Here is an 18,324-nt window from a genome sequence, read left to right on the forward strand (position 1 = left end):
TGAGAGTCGTCACCAGTCCGTGATCTTCGACCGGCGAGTTGCTGTTCGCCGGCGGGCAGTACGCGCTACTGTTGTCGCGTGCTCTCGTCTTCCCCTCGGAGAGCCGGATACCGGAGGTAGCTGTGAACGCCACTCGCGGCGAGGATCGCACTGAGCAATCCACCGTGCCCGCCGAGCCCGCGCAGGGCGTCCTGTTCGACGATGTCGTGGACACGCCAGGCGAACTCGGCTATCGCGGTCCGGCTGCCTGCAAGGCAGCCGGCATCACCTACCGTCAGCTCGACTACTGGGCGCGCACCGGCCTGGTCAAGCCGGGCGTGCGGGCGGCGTCCGGCTCCGGCAGCCAGCGTCTGTACGGATTCCGCGACATCCTCGTGCTCAAGGTCGTCAAGCGCCTCCTGGACACTGGGGTCTCGCTCCAGCAGATCCGCATCGCCGTGACCGCACTGCGCGAGCGCGGCATCGACGACCTCGCCCAGATCACCCTGATGAGCGATGGCGCCTCCGTCTACGAATGCACCTCGGCGGAGGACGTCTTCGATCTTGTCCAGGGTGGTCAGGGAGTGTTCGGCATCGCCGTCGGCCGCGTCTGGCGCGAGGTCGAGAACGACCTGGCCGTGCTGCCCGGTGTGGACCCCGCCGACGACGCCGCCCTCGCCCTCCAGGACGAGCTGGCCGCGCGTCGCCGATCCCGCCAGGCCGGCTGACCAACGCAGTTTCCGACAGAAGCGGCGAGCCCCCGGGAAGGGGCTCGCCGCTTCTGCATGCCGGGACAGGACGTACGGACCCTGTTCGAGTGGTCGCGCGCTCGCATGCGGTCGCACCCGGATCCGGCCATCACGCCGGATCGGGCGGGCGGGATCAATCGGGCGGGCCGGATCAGGAGTGCTGGCGAGAGTCCAGCACGGTCTTCAACAGGGCGTCGAAGTCCTCGGTGAGTCGCCTGCCCGAGGCCCCCTCGTAGCGGTGCAGCGGCACGGCGCCGCCCTGTGCCTGCTGGAGCCCCACCCGCTCCTCGATGACCGGCTCGAGCACGGCGTCGCCGAAGAGGTCCCGCAGCTCGGCCAGGCGGTACTGGTGCTCGACCGACCGCGGACGGTAACGGTTGACCACGAGCCCCAGCGGCAGCAGCCGCGGCGCGATCCCGTCCTCACGCATCTCCGCGGCGAGCTTGAGCGCACGATCGGCGGCGGTGACGGCGAAGAACCCGGGCTCGGCGACCACCAGGGCGCGATCCGAGGCGGCCAGGGCCATCTGCGTCAGGCCGTTCAGCGAGGGCGGGCAGTCGATCAGCACGATGTCGTACTGGTGGGTGCGCTTGTCCAGCGCGTCCCGCAGGCGCCGCACATCCTTGGGATGCGGAGTGGGGGAGTCCATCACGGAGGACCGGCTGGAGCCCGGGATGATGTCCAGGTGCGAGCCCGCATCGGTCGCCCACGGCGTGGAGATGATCGAACGGTCGATCGTCTCCGTGCGCGGCGAGGAGACCACCTCGGCGATGTCGACCGTGGAGGACGGTTCACCCAGCAGACCCAGCGTGGTGTCGCCCTGGGGATCGAGATCGATGACGAGGGCGTTCACCCCCTGGTGCAGGGCCGCGGAAGCCAGGCCCAGGGTCACGGACGTCTTGCCGACGCCGCCCTTCAGGGAACACACACTCACGATGAACACGGAGGGAGTCTACCGACCCGACCCTGATCACCGCGGACGCGACAGGCGGTAACCTGCGTGAATCGTGCCTGGAGCACAGTGAGGAGGGCCCGACGATGTCGCATGTCACCCATGAACTCGTGCTCGAGGTGCTCGAGGGGTGCGCGCACAGCGCGCTCGAGGAGGCCCAGCGCCTCGGACCGGCCCGTGCGGCCGGCCCCACGGAACTCGTGCTCACGACGGAGGACCTTGACGCGGTGCGGGGCCTGCGCCGCGTGGTGGCCGCCTCGACGAGCATGACCGTTCCCGCGCGCCGGCCTCGCGAGCTGCTCGACACCTCCGTCCAGCAGCGGATCGGGGACCTGCTGGCGGACATCGGCCGCCAGCGGCCCCGACAGCGCTTCACCGGGCTGCGCCTGGAGGCCGCGGGCTCGCACACCCCGGACATGCGACGCCTGGCCGACGCCTTCGCCGAGCAGGCGGGGGTCGAGGTCGATGAGGACGGCGACCTGGTGGTGAGGGTGCGCCGCGGTGCAGGGCCCGGTACGTGGCAGGTGCTGCTGCGCACTACCCCGCGCCCGCTGTCCACCAGGGCCTGGCGGACGGTCGATTATCCCGGCGCGGTGAACGCGACCATCGCCGCGACGGTGCTCGACCTCCTGGAGGTGGGTGCTGAGGACCACCTGCTCGACATGACCTGCGGATCAGGGACGTTCCTGATCGAACAGCTCGCCGTCGTCGCTCCCGCCCGGACGATAGGGGTGGACCTGAACCCGGCGGCGATCGACGCCGCCCGGCAGCACCAACGGGCCGCACGCCGCCGGGGCCGGATCGACTGGATCACCGGGGACGTGCTCACGACAGATCTCGACCCCGGCTTCACCAGGCTCCTGACCAACCCGCCCTGGGGAACCCTGCACGGGGAGCACGAGAGCAACGAGCGACTCCTGGCCGACCTGCTGGATCGCGGCGCCGAACTGGCCGCACCGGAGGCGAGGATGGGCGTGCTGACGCATGAGATCACGCGGATGCACCGCGTGCTCGAGCGGCCGGGCCTGCCCTGGCGTCCCGTGGGGGAGCACCGCTTCTTCCAGAAGGGGCACCATCCGCGGCTGTTCCTGCTCGAGCGCGGCTGAGCTGCCGGGCACGGCGATACCGGGGCCGACAGGTCGCACCGTCGGCCCCGCCATCACCGCGGTCACAGACCGCGTCGGCCCTCCTCGAGCGCCTGCACGCCGCCGTCGTCGCCGTCGATCCGGACCTGTGCGACCTCGTCGCGGCCCGAGACCCACAGCAGCAGTTCGAGCGGATCGCCGTGCACGCGCACGCTGCCGGCCGGCCGGCGGGAGCGCAGCCGTCTCCCGCCGTGCGGGGCAACCAGCGTGACGTCGGCCGGAACCCGCACGGCCACCGGGGCCAGCAGCGAGAGAGCGCGCCACGCCTTCGCCTGCGTCGCCTCGGGCAGCGCTCGCGGCTCCCATCCCGGCTGTGCCCGGCGCAGGTCCTCGTGATGGATCAGCAGCTCGCCCTCCCCGCTGAAGGAGTCGACCGTGCCCGCGAAGGACAGCGGTCCCGGGCCCGCGCGGAACAGGTCCACGAGATCGCCCCAGGTCCGGGCGCGGAGCTGCTGCCGGGCCTGCTGGGCGCGACGGCCCAGCTCTCCCGGCAGTCTCGGCCCCACCATCAGGTGCGGGTAGCGCTCCCGGAGCAGCAGGTGCTCGAGCAGCTCGGGAGCGCCCCAGCCCGGCAGGATCGTCGGCGCCTCGGGACCGAGGTCGGCGAAGGTCGCCGCGAAGGCCCTGCGCTCGTCACTCGCGAGCGTCGCCATCGTCGCTCATCAGCCCTGGTTGCTGAACGCGGCGTCGAAGGAGACCTCGGAGACCGGGTAGTCCAGGCTCTCGAGCACCTCGATCGCCTCCTTGGCCCCGTGCAGACGATCCATGCCCGCGTCCTCCCACTCGATGGAGATCGGACCCTCGTAGCCGATCGAACGCAGCGCGCGGAAGGCCGCATCCCACGGCACGTCGCCGCGGCCGAAGGAGACGAAGTCCCAGCCGCGGCGAGGATCGCCCCAGGCCAGGTGGGAACCCAGGCGGGTGTTGCGACCGGTGACCCGCACCCGGATGTCCTTGCAGTCGACGTGGTAGATGCGGTCGGCGAAATCGGTGATGAAGGAGACCGGATCGATCTCCTGCCACATGAAGTGGGAGGGGTCCCAGTTCAGGCCGAACGCCTCGCGGTGACCGATCGCCTCGAGCGTGCGCTGGGTGGTCCAGAAGTCGTAGGCGATCTCGGAGGGGTGGACCTCGTGGGCGAAACGCACCCCGCACTCGTCGAAGACGTCGAGGATCGGGTTCCAGCGGTCGGCGAAGTCCTGGTAGCCGTCGTCGATGACGTCCTGGCCCACCGGCGGGAACATCGCCACGTACTTCCAGATCTTCGAGCCGGTGAAGCCGACGACGGTCTTCACGCCCATCTTCTGCGCCAGGCGGGCAGTGTTCTTCATGTCCTCGGCCGCGCGCTGGCGGACGCCCTCGGGATCACCGTCGCCCCACACCTCGGAGCCGACGATCGCCTGGTGGCGGAAATCGATCGGATCGTCGCAGATCGCCTGGCCCTTGAGGTGATTGGAGATGGTCCAGCACTTCAGCCCGTGCTTGTCGAGGATGCCCAGGCGGTCGGCGACGTAGTCGTCGTCATCCCAGCGGGAGGCGTCGAGGTGCTCGCCGGAGACGGCGATCTCGAGGCCGTCGTAGCCCCAGCCGGCGGCGAGCTCGGCCACCTCGTCGAGGGTGAGATCGGCCCATTGGCCGGTGAACAGGGTGTGCGGATGAGCCATGGTGGTGATGCTCCTTCTGCGGTGAGCGATATCGAGTGCGTTCGGCGTGGAGGGGGCCGGCCGCGTTTCGGCGGCCGGGGTCAGAGGGTGATGGTGGCGCCGTCGGCGGCATCGGAGGAGATGACGGCGTCGAGCACGCGCTGTAGCGCCAGCCCGTCGGCGAAATCGGGGGAGTAGCCGGTGGCGTCCTCGCCTCCGCGGTCACGGATGGCCACCAGCAGGTCGCGCGCCTGGTTGGAGAACGCGTTCTCCCAGCCCAGCACGTGCCCCTGCGGCCACCAGGCCTCGAGGTAGGGGTGCTCGGGCTCGGTCACCAGCACGCGCGCGAACCCCTGCTCGGCGATCGGCCGGGTCGCGTCGAGGAACCACAGCTCGTTGGGGTTCTCCAGGCTGAACTTCAGGGCGCCCTTGCTGCCGTAGAGCTCGACGGTCAGCTGGTTCTTGGCGCCGTTGGCCATGCGCGAGACCTCCACGGAGGCGACCGCGCCGCCATCGAGCTCGAGGGTGGCCCACGCGGCGTCGTCGACGGTGACGTCCTCGGGGCCGTCCGGCCCGGGACGCTGGGGGACCACGGTGGCCAGTCGTCCGCGCACCGCGGTGACCTTCTGTCCGGTCAGGTGCTGGACCTGATCGATGGCGTGGGATCCGATGTCGCCGAGCGCACCGGAGCCCGCGGTCTCCTTCCGCAGCCGCCAGTTCATGGGGGCGGTCTCGTCGACCAGCCAGTCCTGGAGGTAGGCGGCCTTGGCCTGGCGGATCTGTCCGAGCTTGCCGTCCTGGACGAACTGCTTGGCCAGCGCCAGTGCCGGGACGCGACGGTAGGTGAAGCCGAGCGCCGCGATCTGGCCGCGCGCAGTGGCGGCCTCGGCCGCCTCGACCATCGCCTCGGCCTCGGCGGTGTCGTTGGCCAGGGGCTTCTCGCACAGCACGTGCTTGCCGGCCTCGAGGGCGGCGATGGCGATCTCCGCGTGGAGGAAGCCGGGGGTGCAGATGTCGACGATGTCGATGTCGTCACGGGCGATGACCTCGCGCCAGTCGGTGGCGTGCTCCTCCCACCCCAGGCGGCGTGCCGACTCCGCCACCGCCTCCTCGTCACGGCCGACGATGACGCGCCGGGCGACCTCGGGAACCTCGAAGGCGGCGCCGACGGTGCGCCAGGCCTGGGAGTGGGCGCGGCCCATGAAGGCGTAGCCGATCATGGCGACGCCGAGAGGCCGGCCGGAGGGGAGGTTGGGGGTGTCGGACACAGGGGTCTCCTTCGAGAAGTGCGTGCTCGGTCGGTTGCGGGCGAGGTCAGCGGTCACAGAGTCGAGAGGTGGGGGTCGAAGTCCGCGTCGAGCAGGTCGGGTGCGGTCACCGTGGAGGACACGGTCACCGCACCGTCCACGGTGGTGGCCTCCTCGAGACTGATCATGACGTCCAGGACGTGGGCGGCCAGCTCCCCGGTGAGGCGGTGCGGCCGGCCGGCGCGCAGGGCCCGCGCCATCTCCAGCGTTCCCAGGCCGCGCCCGCCGACGGCGCCGACGGGCTCGCGCTCGGTCCAGTCGTCCTCCCCGCGCATCGCGATGCCGGAGACGCCGGAGAACTGGTTGGGATCGGGCAGGGCGATGGTGCCTGCGGACCCGGCCAGCTCCAGCACGTGCGGACGGTCCAGCGCATCGTCGAAGGAGAACTCGACCGCGGCGGAGGCGCCGTCGGCGAAGCGCAGCAGCCCCTGGACCCGGGTGGGGACCTCCACGGCGAACGACTCACCGGCACGCGGGCCCGACCCGATCGTGCGGGTGTCCCGGGACCGCGATCCCACCGCGGAGACGGAGACCACGGGCCCGTAGGCCAGCACCAGGGTGGTCAGGTAGTAGGGGCCCATGTCGTACAGCGGCCCGGCGCCGGCCTGGAACAGGAAGTCCGGGTTGGGGTGCCAGGATTCGGGACCGGGGGAGCGGAACTGAGCGAGCGCGGAGCGCGGCTCGCCGATCTCCCCGGCCCGCACGGCACGCAGCGCCGATTGGACGCCCGCGCCCAGGACCGTGTCCGGTGCGCCGCCGATGCGGAGGCCCTGACGACGGGCGTGCTCCAGCAGGTCGGCCGCGTCCTCGCGGGTCGTCGTCAGCGGCTTCTCGCTCCACACGTGCTTGCCGGCGGAGAGGATGTCGCGGGAGACGGCGTGGTGGGCTGCGGGGATCGTCAGGTTCACGACGATCTCGATCTCAGGATCATCGAGCACGGCCTCGACCGGGCCGTGCCCGGCGATGCCGTGCTCCTCGGCGCGCGCGGCGGCGGCCTCGGGCCGCAGGTCACCGAGGGCGCGGACGTCGATGTCCGGGTAGGTGGTCAGCTGGCCGAGGTACTGGGCGGCGATGACGCCGGCTCCGATGATGCCGACGCCGACGGGTCCGGTGGTCCCGCTCATGCCTGGGTGCCCTGCAGGTGGGAGGTCAGCTGCGCGAAGGAGCGGCTGACGGCCTCGAAGATGTCCCCGGAGTGGTCGTCGAACTCGATGACGCCGGTCTCGAGCCAGGGGGCGGCGGCGAGGATCGCGGGAACGTCCATCTCGCCCTCGCCGAGTGGAAGCTGATCCTTGACGTCACCCTGCAGGTGGCCGTCCTTGAGATGTGCCAGCTGAACGCGCTGGCCGAGACGTCCCAGCAGTTCCGCCGGATCGGTGCCGCCGACGGCCGCCCAGAACGTGTCCAGCTCCAGGACGACGCGGGGGTCGAGGTGATCGGCGAGCACCTCCAGTCCGCAGCGGCCCTCGAAGACCGGCCGGGCCTCGTGGTCATGGTTGTGGTAGCCCACGCGCACACCGTTCTCGGCGGCCACCGGGGCGAGTGCGTTCAGGCGCTCGGCGGTCGCCTTGATGTCGTCCTCGCGGGTCCAGTGCTCCCGGCCCCAGTGCGGGTCGATCACCGTGCGGACCCCGAGGCCGGCCGCGGTCGCGAGCACCCGGGCCGGGTCCTCGGCACCCAGGAGGGAGACGTGGGCCGAGGGGGCGTCGAGGCCGTGCTCGGCCAGCAGCGGCCCCAGCGTCTCGGCGTGCTCCATCAGCCCGAAAGGCTCCACATGGGTGAATCCGATTCCGGAGAGCCGCTGCAGGGTGGCGGCCGGGTCGGCCGCGAAGGCTTCTCGCACGCTGTAGAGCTGGACGGAGATCTGCACTGACTGCTCCTCAGGTTCGACTGTGACCCGATCCGATACCGGGATGACCACACTATGTCGGTGATCACGTCCGGGCAAAGACGGTCCGTTCCGCAGCGAGCCTGCGATGGGAGAGACTGAGAGCGTGGAGAGACATGTGCGCGCGTGGATGACAGCGGAGGTCGCGGCAGGGACGGACATCGCCCTGCTGGTGGCCGTCTCTCGGGCACCGGTGGCGCAGGAGTCGCTGACGGTGCTGGCGGGGTCCCGGCCGCATCCGGTCACCGAGACCCGGGACCGCTTCGGCAGCAGACTCCACACCGTCACCGGGCTGCCGGCCGGGCAGGTGGAGATCGTCTACGCCGCCCGCGGCATCATCCCCGCCCCGGTCCCGCACCCCGGGGACGTGGACGCCGAGACGGCCGAGCACCTGCGCCCCTCGCGGTACTGCGAGGTCGACGAGTTCACCGGGATCGCCCGCGAGATCGTCGGCGGGCGCACCGGGATCGAGGCCGCCGACGCCGTCGTCGACTGGGTAGGCGATCAGCTCGACTACGTCCCCGGCTCCAGCACCGTCACCGATTCCGCGCGCACCACCTACGACTCCCGACAGGGGGTGTGCCGCGACTACGCGCACCTGACCGTGGCGCTGCTGCGTGCCAGCGGCATCCCGGCGCGGTGCGCCTCGGCGTACGCCCCAGGGCTCAGTCCGATGGACTTCCATCTCGTGGTCGAGGCCCTGGTCGAGGGGACCTGGCTCGTGCTCGACTCGACCCGTCTGGCGCCGCGTGCCTCGATGGTGCGCATAGCGACCGGGCAGGATGCGGCGGACACCGCCTTCATGACCACGCTGGCCGGCAACGTGACGCTGACGGGGATCCAGGTCACCGCCGTCGCGGACCCGGAGCTGCCCCGCGAGGATCCGCGGGAACGGCTGTCGCTGCGCTGAGCAGCCGCTCCCGCAGCGCGACCCTCAGAGACCGGAGCCGGACGAGTCCTGATCCGAGGAGGAGTCATCCTCGTCCAGCTGCGGATCCTCTGCGACCGAGGAACCGTCGGCGTCGGGCCGCCCATCGTCCGGGGCCGGCGCGTCGCCGTCTGTCCCGTCGTCCCCGTGGTCCTCGGCGATCCCGGCCAGGTAGTTCTCCACCTCGGCGGCGATGTCATCGGCCGTGGGGACCTCGGCTCCGGCGCCGGAGGTGATCATCCGGTCGAAGCGCTGCTCGAGCCCCTCGACCATCTCCTGCAGCTGTGGCGCCTGCTCGACCTGAGCGGCGACGGCCTCGCGCACCGGCCCGGCCTGGGCCTCGAGCGCGTCGACCGGCACGTGCGGGCCCTTCTCCTGACCGATCGCCGTCAGCAGCGCGATCGCCGCGTCGGGGTAGGACATCTCGTGGAGGTACTGCGGCACGTGCACCACCAGACCGACCACCTCGTGACCGGCGTCGGCCAGACGCATCGTCAGCAGCGCGGTGAACGGCGCGCGCAGACGGAAGGTGCCGGGCATGGTGCGGCGCACGGCGATGGACTGCGGGTTGCCCGCGAAGCGCGTCACCGGCAGCTCACGCGTGTGGGGGACAGGTGCCGGGAAGCCCTGCACCAGCAGGGTGCGCTCGATGCCGAGCTGATCGACGACGATGCGCAGCGCATTGGCCACACGCTCCCACTGGAAGGACGGCTCCGGGCCGGTGAGCAGGAAGAACGGCTCACCGTCGGGGTCGGTGACCTCGTGCAGCAGGATCTCGGGCTTCTCGTAGTCCGAGAAATGGTCCAGCTCCAGGGTGACCTCGGGGCGGCGACCGGCGTAGTCGTAGACCTGGTCCATGTCCAGACGGCCGACGACGCGGCTGGGCAGGGTGTTGAGCAGGTGATCGTCGACCAGGTCCTGGGCGTTACCGGCGTCGCTGAACGCGCCGAGGGTGACCAGGAGCGTGCGGGCGCGCAAGGAGCGCGAGTCGACGTGACGCTCATAGCTGAACAGTGTCGTCGGATCCATCGTGACCTCCAGGCAACGGGCCGCCGGCTGGGCGGCAGGTGGTGACTGAAAGGACAACGACACGAGGCAGGGGAGTATTCCCCCCGAAGCCCCATCTCAGGTGATGAGCGCCACTGTGTCCACTGCCAGTCGCAGCGCGAGGGCCCCGGTGACGATCAGGAACACGATCCGCACGAAACCGGAGCCGAACCTGATCGCGAGTCGCGCACCGAGATAGCCGCCGAGCACGTTGGCGATGGCCATGACGGCGCCCAGGAGCCACCACACCTCGCTCTGGGTCCCGAACACCAGCAGGGCGCCGATGTTGGTGGTGAGGTTGGCGAGCTTGGCGTGCACGCTGGCCTCGAGGAAGCCGTACCCGAGGACGGCGACCATCAGGATGATGAAGAAGCTGCCGGTGCCGGGCCCGAGGATGCCGTCGTAGAGGCCGACGACGGCGCCGATGCCTCCGGATCGCAGGATGTGGGCGCGGCCGGTGTGCCGCGGATCGTGGACCAGGCCCATCGCAGGTCGCAGCAGTGTGTACAGGCCGACGGCGATCAGGGCCACCAGGACGATGGGGGAGAGCCACGGTCGGGGGATGAAGGTGGCCAGCCCGGCACCGCCGGCACTGCCCAGCAGGGCGCACAGCACCAGCGGTATCGCGGTCACCGCGACCGGCGTGATACGGCGCACATAGGTCCACGAGGACACCGCGGTCCCGGCGGCGGAGGCGACCTTGTTGGTCCCCAGCACCGTCGCGGTCGAGGTGTCGGCCGGCAGCGCCGTCAGCAGCGCCGGCAGCTGGATCAGACCGCCCCCGCCGACCACGGCGTCCACCCAGCCCGCGAGGAAGGCGGCTCCGATCAGCAGCACCAGGGTCAGCGCGGAGAGCTGGAGCAGCTGATCGAGGAGAGGCACGGCGCAAGTCAACACCGCGGTGGCCGGGACGACCAATCGGGACGTCGCGCAGGCTGTCACACTGCCGGTATGCGAGCAGTGATCTGGGACCTCGGCGGGACGCTGGTGGACACGTATCCCGACGTCGATCGGGCCCTCGCCTCGGCGGTCCACTCCGAGGTCGACGACGCGGCGCTGCGCGAGGTCGCCCGGCTCACCCGCGTCTCCAGCTCCCACGCCATCGCCACCCTCGCCGAGCGCCACGGAGTCTCCGAGCGGCGGCTGCGCGTGGCGTACGAGGCGACCAAGCAGCACTGGCTCAACCACCCTCCCGCGGTGATGGAGGGCGCCCCGGAGGTGATCGAGGCGGTTCGCCGCGCCGGGGGAATGAACCTGGTCGCCACCCACCGTGAACGCTCGAGCGCCCAGGCGCTCCTGGACGCGCTGGAGCTGCGGATCGACGACATGGTGTGCGCGCCGGACGGGTTCGAACGCAAGCCGGACCCTGCCATGATCCGGGAGCTGCTGAGCCGGCACGATCTCGACCCGGGGGAGTGCCTGGCCATCGGCGATCGACCCGCCGATGTCGAAGCCGCCGCGGCCGCCGGGGTCCGGAGCGTGCTGCTGGAGACTCCCGGCGTCCCGATGCCGGCGGGGAGCGCGCCACGCATCACCCGCGTGGACGAGCTGCCGGGGCTGCTCGGACTCTGAGCCCGGCCGTTCGACGGAGCGCGCGGGATATCCCCCGAGAGTTCGCGGGGGATCGCCGGATTTCTCGGCTGACCTGCCCGCGAGCTGTTCCCCCGCGGGTGCGGCGCGCCTAGATTGACGGCAGGCGCCGCGCCTTCAGCGGGGCGCACCCGCCGGAAGGACCAGCCCATGCCGGGCCTCGCCACCGTCTGCCGTCTTCGTCGCGATGCCGCGGTCACCGCGACGCTCACCGTGCTGCTCGCCGTGGCCGTGGTGTGCGCTGTCGCCGCGGCCGGTCTGATGGCCCGCCTGGCCGGCGCGTCGACCGCTCTGCTCGACCAGGCCGACGCCCCGCACCTGGCGCAGATGCACGCCGGGGAGCTCGACGCCGGTGCGGTGGACGCTTTCGCGGCCGAGCGCCCGGAGGTCACGGCTCACCGGACGCAACTGCTGCTGGGTCTGGACGGCTCCCAGCTCAGCTTCGACGGCGTCGGCCAGGACAGCAGCATCCAGCAGAACTCCCTCACGGTCCCGTCCGTCGAGAGCGACCTCATGCTCGATCTGGACGGGCAGGCCGTGACCGAGGTGCGACCGGGGACGATCTGGTTGCCGGTGATGTACCGGATCGAGGACGGCCTGCGAACCGGTTCCGAGGTGACCATCACAGGGCCGGACGGCTTCGCCCGCGACCTCGAGGTCGCCGGCTTCTTCCGCGACTCCCTCATGAACACGCCTCTGGCGAGCTCCAAGCGGTTGCTGGTCAGCGAGCAGGATCTAGCCGAGATCGCCGACCGCACCGGCAGCACCGAGTACCTGATCAGCTTCTGGCTCCAGGATCCGCAGACGCAGGTCTCCGCCGTGCGCACCGCCTACCAGGTGGCGGATCTGCCGGAGGACGGGCCGATGGTGGACCGCCAGGCGTTCATGCTGTTCGCCGTGCTCGGAGACGGCCTGGTGGCCGCCGCCGTGCTGGGCGCGGCCCTCGTGGTGCTGGCGATCGCGCTGATCTGTGTACGGCTGGCGCTGGCGACCGCGCTGGCGCGGGAGCGTCGCGAGATCGGGGTCCTGCGTGCCCTCGGGATCCGCCGCGCTGACCTGCGCCGCGCCTATCTGCTGCGCTACGGAACGATCGCCCTGGCCGCGACGATCATCGGGCTGCTCGGAGGTATCCCGCTCGGTTCCGCGCTCGCCGCGGATCTCACGGCGTACTCGGGCCCCACCGGCGGGGCAGCGGTCCTGCTGGCACCCGTGGTCGCAGCGCTCGCGGTGCTGATCGTGGCACTCGCCGGTGTCTCCCTGATGCTGAGGCGCATCCGTCGGATCGACCCCGTCGAGGTGCTGCGCGGAGCGGCGAGCGGCGCGGCAGGCCGGAGCGGGCCGAGGCGGGCACACGGTCTGTTCGGGCTGTTGAGCCTGCACAGTTCGCCCCTGCCCGTCCCGCTGCTGCTGGGACTGCGCACGCTCGTGCGGCGCGCCGGCTCGTCGTTCATGCTGCTGACGGTCTTTACGCTGTGCACCGTGCTGGCGGCGGCCCCGACCGGGGTGGCATCGACCCTCACGTCACCGGGGATCGTCACAGCGATGGGTATCGGTCGGTTCGACGTCCGGATCGACGTTCCGCTCGCCGGGGAGGTCGACTCCTCGGTGCACGAGCGTGCCCTCGCCGCCGTCGCCTCGGATCCCCGCATCGAGGAGTACGCGGCCAGAGTGAGCACCCGCCACCTGGTCGAGGTCGAGGACGGCCCTCCGCTCAATCTCCCCATCGAGTCCGGTGACCACACGGTCCTGCCCGTCCAGTATGCCGAAGGCCGCGCGCCGACGGCCGACGAGGAGATCGCCCTCAGCCTGGTCGCGCTGGCCGAGACCGGCGCGAGCCTGGGCGACACGCTGACCGTGCGGACAGCGGCCGGGGCCCGGACGCTGCGGGTCGTCGGCGCCTACCAGGACGTCACCCAGGGCGGGCTGACCGCCAAGGCTCAGCTGCCCACCGCGCAGGAGGAGGTGCAGTGGTCCGTGATCGCCACGCGCCTTGCACCCGGCGCGGACCAGGAGGCGCTGATCGCTGACCTCGCCGCCGCCCTGCCGGAGGCCACGGTGGGGGATGTGAGCATGTATCACCAGCAGCTGCTGGGCGGGATGGCTGGGGGCATGACGCGAGCGGCGACGGCCGCGGCCGCGGTCGCGGCGGCGCTCGCGGGACTGATCGCCGCGCTGGTCACGCGCATGGTGTTGGCCGAGGATTCGCGCCAGCTCGACACCCAGCGTGCCCTCGGCGTCCCGCGCGGCGTGCGCCGCAGCCCGTACCTCGTGCGCATGCTGGCCGCACTGCTGCTGGCCCTGCCGCTGGGACTGCTGCTCAGCCAACTCATCGCACAGGGCGGACTGAACGTGATGATCGAGGCCATGACCGGGGGACTGGCCACGCTCGGTCAGGGCACCAGCCGCATCACCGTGCACCGTGCGCCCGTGATCGTCCTGGTCGCCATACCCCTCGTGCTTGCCGTTGCCGTCACCGTCGCGACCCGACTGGCCACCATCGAACGCACCACGAGGAGAGGACCATCATGAGTGAAGACGCGCTGCGCGCCCGAGGGGTGAGCCACCACGTCGGAACCACACAGCTGCTGCACGAGATCGATCTCGAGGTCGGTGCGGGGGAGTTCGTGGCCGTCTCCGGCCCCTCCGGCAGTGGCAAATCCACGCTGCTGCAGACCCTCAGCGGCATGTCCCGGCCCAGCACCGGCAGCATCGAGCTCGGGGGAGAGGAGCTGACAGCGCTGGGGGACGAGCAGCTCGCCGCGCGCCGGCTGCACCGGATCGGTGTGGTCTTCCAGCAACCGGAACTGCTGCGCGACCTCACGATGCTGGAGAACGTGGTGCTGCCCGGCCGCGCGGCCCGTCGGGCATCCCGGGCCCAGGTCACGGCGCGGGCTCGTGAGCTCCTGGAACGGATGGGGGTCGCGGACCTGGAGAGCCGCTTCGCGGGCGAGGTCTCCGGAGGTCAGGCGCAACGCGTGGGCATCTGCCGAGCACTGATCAATGAACCGGAGATCGTGTTCGCCGACGAACCCACCGGCGCTCTGGACTCCCGTGCCGCAGCAGAGGTGCTGATGCTGCTGCAGAGCATCGCGGCCGACGGCACCGCGGTGGTCATGGTGACCCACGACCCGCGGATGGCTGACGGCGCGGATCGGGTGATCGAGCTGCTGGACGGGAGGATCGTACCGCCCGTCGCGGCGTAGGCACCGCGGTGCGAAGTCCGCGCCGCGATAGGTTGGAGCCATGGCGACGATCCACCAGGCCGAGCTGACCCCGAGCAAGTCCGACATGCTGCGCACGTTCCTGGAGTCCCGGTCGTGGGGCGAGGCGGGGGAGCTCGAGGTGCTGGGTGCCTACCGCTTCGATGACCCCGAGGGCGAGGTCGGCATCGAGTGCCATGTGGCACGCGTGGGGGAGACGATCTTCCACCTGCCGCTGGCGTACCGCGGCGCGCCCGTCGCCGACACGGAGGAGCACCTGATCGGTCTCATGGAGCATTCGGTGCTCGGGCAGCGCTACGTCTACGACGGGCTGCAGGACGAGGTCGTCCTGGATTGCTTCCGGCGGGCGCTGTGCGGTCAGCAGCAGCAGGCCGAGCTCGAGATCGTCGACGCGGAGGGAAAGCCGGCAGGCAGCCGTGCCCAGTCCGTCACGCTGAGTCTCGAGGTCGATAAGGGCGAAGAGCTGCCGAGCGCCGAGACGCTGCTGGACGGTGCGCCGTTCACCGTCGTGCGGACCGTCGGCGAGCTGGATGGCACCGTGCGTCTCGTGGCGGCCTGGTCCGACGGCAGCGGCGTCGTCGCGGCGTACTGAGACTGCGTTCCGGACTGGGACTGTGTACCGGAACTCGTTGCTGTCACTCCGGAGCTGCGTCCGATGAGCGTGGCCCGGGCTGGAGGGGAGCGCCGGTCGGGAAGCTCGAGAGGGCCTATGGTCGGCTGCTTACGCTCCACTTTACATAACGTACATTATCGGCGGTTCATCGGGAGGGGTGGAGCGGTCGATCTCGTGCAGCTCGCTCTGCGCACTCTCGATGAGCAGAGCGCCACATGCCGGCAGACGCCTCTCAGCGCGTCTGGACGAACTTCAGCTGGTGCCCCTCGGGATCGCGCACCCAGGCGAACCGAAGCCTGCCATCCGGCGAGTGCGTCGGCTCGACCAGATTGCGTGCGCCGACGGAGACCGCGCGCTCATGGGCCGCGTCCACGTCCTCGCACCACAGTGCGATCTCCGCGGACGGTGTACCCGGTGTCGTCACGCCCAGCCTCACGAGCTCGTTCGCTGTCGCCGCCGACGTCAGCCCGATCCGCGTGCCCGCGGCGTCGATCTCCACATGGGTCGGCGGACCGTCCTGCGGCGTGCGAAACGCTTCAGCGAAGCCGAACGCCGTGTAGAACGCGAGGCACTGCTCGACGTCCTCGCAGAAGAGGTTCACCTGGATCTGACTGACCTGGACCTGTGTGACCGGGTTCATGATTCGAGCGTACGACGCTCGCGGCGGGCCCGACGCTCCATGAGCCACACGATGACGACGGCGAGCACGTCGACCGCGATGAAGAACAGCATGAACGGCCCACCCATGCCCACCGAACGATCGATGGTGAAGCCGCCGCCGTCGGCGAACAGGGCCGCCAGCAGCATCATCACCACGTTGTTCGCGACGTGGAAGGCGATCGGAGCCTCGAGCCCTCTGCTGATCACGGCCATGGCGGCCATGCTGGCGCCGAACAAGGTGTAGTAGGCGAACAGCCACGGATCGGCGGACAGATGCACGGTGCCGAACACGAGGCTGGAGCCGGCCAGCCCGACGACGACGGCCGCGCGGGCCGGCCGGATCCACGAAGCCACGGCCGGCATGATGGCCCCGCGGAACGTGATCTCCTCGGCGGCGGCCTGCAGCGGCGTCGTCAGCACGACGGCCGCGATCAGGGCGATCGTCGTGCCCGAGACGGCGAAGCCGCCGACGCCTGCCGTCGAGGGGTCGACCAGCGACATCACGGCAGTGGCCACGAGGACGAGGGCGCCGAAGATCACCAGGTACAGCCCGCCACGACCGAACCGGACGCGCCCGTCCGCCTGGAGCAGCCGACGCCATGGGGTGCGGCTCAGCCAGGCGGTCAGGATCAGGGTGGGCACCGCCATGATGACGAGGCTGGCATTCGTCGCCAGCAGCATCAGCGGCGTCATCTGCAGGTTCTCCGGATCACGGTCGAACAGCAGCACCTCGGCGATCATCGCGGCGATGCCGAGCACGAAGCTCGTCCCGACCATGAGGACCACCGCGGCGACGACGATCACCAGAGGCTTCCACCAGCTCATCCGGACATGCGCACCGAACGGCCGGTTCGGGGCGGGATGGGATAAGTGGGCGGAGCCGGTCGGCAGACCGGGCGCCGCGGGGGCTGCGCCGTCCGGGGCGACGGCGGGTGCGGTTCCGACGGGCTGCCGCGGCATCGACGTATGCGGGCCGGGGGTCTGATCCGGGCCGGGGCTCGGATGGGGACGAGCTGAGGAGGAGGATGCGATGTTCATGCTCCCAGGCTGGCGCCTCTCCCCTGGCTCTGCCATGGCGTTTCGGCGGCTCAGCGCTCCGTCCCGTGGCCGGTGTTCGACGCCGCCGCCTACGACCTTCGTCGTCCCCGCCCGTCGGATGGGGTGATGAGTCAGCCGCGCACGGCGGTCGCGCCGCTCCCCCGGCCCGCGGCGATGAACCAGCACACCGAGATCGTGCAGCCGATCACCATCGTCACCGCCATCGGCAGCGAGGAATGCGTGCCCGCGATGCCCACCAGGGGTGCCGCGATGGAGGCGGCGAAGGAGAAGCCCAGGCCCAGCATCGCCGAACCGGTCCCGGCGAACTCCCGCGCCTGATCGGCGGCCAGAGCGCCGCCGTTGCCGAAGATCAGCCCCTGCGGGGCCACGGTGAAGAAGAACGCCGGCAGCACGATCCAGGCGGGCGTATCCAGGAACAGGCTGCCGATCAGCAGAGAGAAGCTCGCCGAGGACACCAGGATCAGGCCCACCCGGATCAGGCGGCGCGGATGGATCGTATGCGTCAGGCGCGCCGAGAGCAGGGACAGCGCCATCATTCCGCAGGAGTTGATCGCGAAGCTCACCGAGTACTCGGTGGAGGTGAACCCGAGCATCTCCTGGACCACGAACGACGACGCGGAGACGTAGGCCATCAGCGCGAACGCGGAGAAGGCGTTGACCAGCATGTAGGCGACGAAGATCCGTCGGCCCAGCAGCGTGCGGCAGTTTCGCAGGAACGTATGGAATCCCCCGGAATGGCGGCGCGAGACCGGCAGCGATTCGGGAATCCGCACCAGCACACCGATCAGCGACAGCAGGGACATGCCCGCGATTACCAGGAAGATCTCGCGCCACTGACCGACGATCAGGATGAGGCCGCCCAGCAGCGGCGCGACGATCGGGGCGATGCCGCCGACGCCCTGCATGATGTTCATGGTGCGGAACAGCTCGGGGCCGTCGGTCATGTCGATCAGCACGGCGCGACCCAGCACCATCCCGAATCCCCCGCCGATGCCCTGGATGACGCGCAGCACCAGCAGCATCTCGGCGCTGGAGGCGAAGGCGCAGCCGAGCGAGGCGAGCAGGCACAGCACGATGCCCAGCAGCAGCGGGGCTCGCCGGCCCAGACGGTCCGAGAGCGGGCCGGCCACCACCTGGCCGCTGGCAGTGCCGAGGAAGAACGCGGTGATGGTCAGCTGCATCCGCGAGGCCGTGGTGCCGAGTTCGTCGGCGACCTCCGGGAAGGCCGGGATGTACATGTCGGTGGCCAGCGGGCCGATCGCGCTGAGAGTAGTCAGCACGACGATCACCATCACGGTGACCTTGTCCCGCGTGCGCCTCAGATCCGCTTCGCTGGGCAGATGCGCGATGTCGTGATCGGCCGGATCCTCCATCACCGGGATGGCACCGGTGATGGTCGGGATCGAACCGGTGGTGGTCGTAGGGATCGAGCCTGTGGAGGTCAGGGGTTCATCGCGATGATCGTCACGGTCGTCATCGCGCCGGGGGTCGGGGGCGGCGGAAGCCACGGGGGTCCTTTCACGCTGAAGGGGTCGCGCCGCGC

General features: G+C 70.7%; 18 protein-coding genes. 7 read left to right on the forward strand and 11 right to left on the reverse strand.

Annotation, left to right across the window (positions count from 1 at the left end):
- Positions 1–122 precede the first annotated feature (122 nt).
- Positions 123–707 (forward strand): MerR family transcriptional regulator, encoded by a 585-nt coding sequence (locus ACFQS2_RS12170; protein WP_377017098.1) that lies wholly within the window; start codon positions 123–125, stop codon positions 705–707.
- A gap of 172 nt (positions 708–879) precedes the next feature.
- Here ACFQS2_RS12170 and ACFQS2_RS12175 read toward each other — a convergent pair whose 3' ends face one another.
- The gene (locus tag ACFQS2_RS12175) at positions 880–1,671 is read right to left on the reverse strand and encodes a ParA family protein (RefSeq protein ID WP_377017096.1); all 792 of its coding nucleotides are present in this window, start codon (positions 1,669–1,671) and stop codon (positions 880–882) included.
- A 95-nt stretch (positions 1,672–1,766) separates the two neighbouring features.
- On the opposite strand from ACFQS2_RS12175, the gene ACFQS2_RS12180 reads away from it, so the two are divergent.
- A complete protein-coding gene (locus tag ACFQS2_RS12180; protein WP_377793914.1) occupies positions 1,767–2,786 on the forward strand; it encodes a methyltransferase domain-containing protein in 1,020 nt (339 codons plus the stop codon).
- 62 nt (positions 2,787–2,848) lie between these two features.
- Here ACFQS2_RS12180 and ACFQS2_RS12185 read toward each other — a convergent pair whose 3' ends face one another.
- From ACFQS2_RS12185 to ACFQS2_RS12205, 5 genes are all read right to left on the reverse strand, one after another.
- The gene (locus tag ACFQS2_RS12185) at positions 2,849–3,478 is read right to left on the reverse strand and encodes a TIGR03085 family metal-binding protein (RefSeq protein ID WP_377793915.1); all 630 of its coding nucleotides are present in this window, start codon (positions 3,476–3,478) and stop codon (positions 2,849–2,851) included.
- Between the two features lie 9 nt (positions 3,479–3,487).
- Positions 3,488–4,489 (reverse strand): sugar phosphate isomerase/epimerase family protein, encoded by a 1,002-nt coding sequence (locus ACFQS2_RS12190; RefSeq protein ID WP_377017090.1) that lies wholly within the window; start codon positions 4,487–4,489, stop codon positions 3,488–3,490.
- Between the two features lie 80 nt (positions 4,490–4,569).
- Positions 4,570–5,688 (reverse strand): Gfo/Idh/MocA family protein, encoded by a 1,119-nt coding sequence (locus tag ACFQS2_RS12195; protein WP_377017276.1) that lies wholly within the window; start codon positions 5,686–5,688, stop codon positions 4,570–4,572.
- 101 nt (positions 5,689–5,789) lie between these two features.
- Positions 5,790–6,899, reverse strand: coding sequence for a Gfo/Idh/MocA family protein (locus ACFQS2_RS12200; protein ID WP_377793916.1), 1,110 nt, complete (start codon positions 6,897–6,899; stop codon positions 5,790–5,792).
- Positions 6,896–7,645 (reverse strand): sugar phosphate isomerase/epimerase family protein, encoded by a 750-nt coding sequence (locus ACFQS2_RS12205; RefSeq protein WP_377017086.1) that lies wholly within the window; start codon positions 7,643–7,645, stop codon positions 6,896–6,898. Before ACFQS2_RS12205 ends, ACFQS2_RS12200 begins: the two co-directional genes overlap by 4 nt.
- Positions 7,646–7,751: 106 nt before the next feature.
- On the opposite strand from ACFQS2_RS12205, the gene ACFQS2_RS12210 reads away from it, so the two are divergent.
- Positions 7,752–8,573, forward strand: coding sequence for a transglutaminase family protein (locus ACFQS2_RS12210; RefSeq protein WP_377017084.1), 822 nt, complete (start codon positions 7,752–7,754; stop codon positions 8,571–8,573).
- A gap of 24 nt (positions 8,574–8,597) precedes the next feature.
- Here ACFQS2_RS12210 and ACFQS2_RS12215 read toward each other — a convergent pair whose 3' ends face one another.
- Positions 8,598–9,620, reverse strand: coding sequence for a PAC2 family protein (locus ACFQS2_RS12215; protein WP_377017082.1), 1,023 nt, complete (start codon positions 9,618–9,620; stop codon positions 8,598–8,600).
- 96 nt (positions 9,621–9,716) lie between these two features.
- Entirely contained in the window at positions 9,717–10,520 is an 804-nt protein-coding gene (locus ACFQS2_RS12220; RefSeq protein ID WP_377017080.1) for a TSUP family transporter, read from the reverse strand.
- 69 nt (positions 10,521–10,589) lie between these two features.
- Here ACFQS2_RS12220 and ACFQS2_RS12225 point away from each other — a divergent pair, with 69 nt between their 5' ends.
- From ACFQS2_RS12225 to ACFQS2_RS12240, 4 genes are all read left to right on the forward strand, one after another.
- Positions 10,590–11,210 (forward strand): HAD-IA family hydrolase, encoded by a 621-nt coding sequence (locus tag ACFQS2_RS12225; RefSeq protein ID WP_377017078.1) that lies wholly within the window; start codon positions 10,590–10,592, stop codon positions 11,208–11,210.
- A 168-nt stretch (positions 11,211–11,378) separates the two neighbouring features.
- Positions 11,379–13,757, forward strand: a complete 2,379-nt coding sequence (locus tag ACFQS2_RS12230) for an ABC transporter permease (RefSeq protein ID WP_377793917.1) — start codon at positions 11,379–11,381, stop codon at positions 13,755–13,757.
- Positions 13,754–14,431, forward strand: coding sequence for an ABC transporter ATP-binding protein (locus ACFQS2_RS12235; RefSeq protein ID WP_377793918.1), 678 nt, complete (start codon positions 13,754–13,756; stop codon positions 14,429–14,431). The genes ACFQS2_RS12230 and ACFQS2_RS12235 overlap by 4 nt, the downstream gene beginning before the upstream one ends.
- Positions 14,432–14,471: 40 nt before the next feature.
- A complete protein-coding gene (locus tag ACFQS2_RS12240; protein ID WP_377793919.1) occupies positions 14,472–15,041 on the forward strand; it encodes a hypothetical protein in 570 nt (189 codons plus the stop codon).
- A gap of 253 nt (positions 15,042–15,294) precedes the next feature.
- On the opposite strand, the gene ACFQS2_RS12245 is transcribed toward ACFQS2_RS12240, so the two are convergent.
- From ACFQS2_RS12245 to ACFQS2_RS12255, 3 genes are all read right to left on the reverse strand, one after another.
- Positions 15,295–15,702 (reverse strand): VOC family protein, encoded by a 408-nt coding sequence (locus tag ACFQS2_RS12245; protein WP_377017070.1) that lies wholly within the window; start codon positions 15,700–15,702, stop codon positions 15,295–15,297.
- Positions 15,699–16,547, reverse strand: a complete 849-nt coding sequence (locus ACFQS2_RS12250; RefSeq protein ID WP_377017068.1) for a CPBP family intramembrane glutamic endopeptidase — start codon at positions 16,545–16,547, stop codon at positions 15,699–15,701. The genes ACFQS2_RS12245 and ACFQS2_RS12250 overlap by 4 nt, the downstream gene beginning before the upstream one ends.
- Before the next feature lie 344 nt (positions 16,548–16,891).
- Positions 16,892–18,289 carry a multidrug effflux MFS transporter gene (locus ACFQS2_RS12255; RefSeq protein ID WP_377017066.1) on the reverse strand — a complete coding sequence of 466 codons (1,398 nt, stop codon included), beginning with the start codon at positions 18,287–18,289 and terminating at the stop codon, positions 16,892–16,894.
- Between the last annotated feature and the right edge of the window lie 35 nt (positions 18,290–18,324).

This window comes from Brachybacterium sp. GCM10030267 (assembly GCF_042666875.1).
Classification (GTDB): Bacteria; Actinomycetota; Actinomycetes; order Actinomycetales; family Dermabacteraceae; genus Brachybacterium.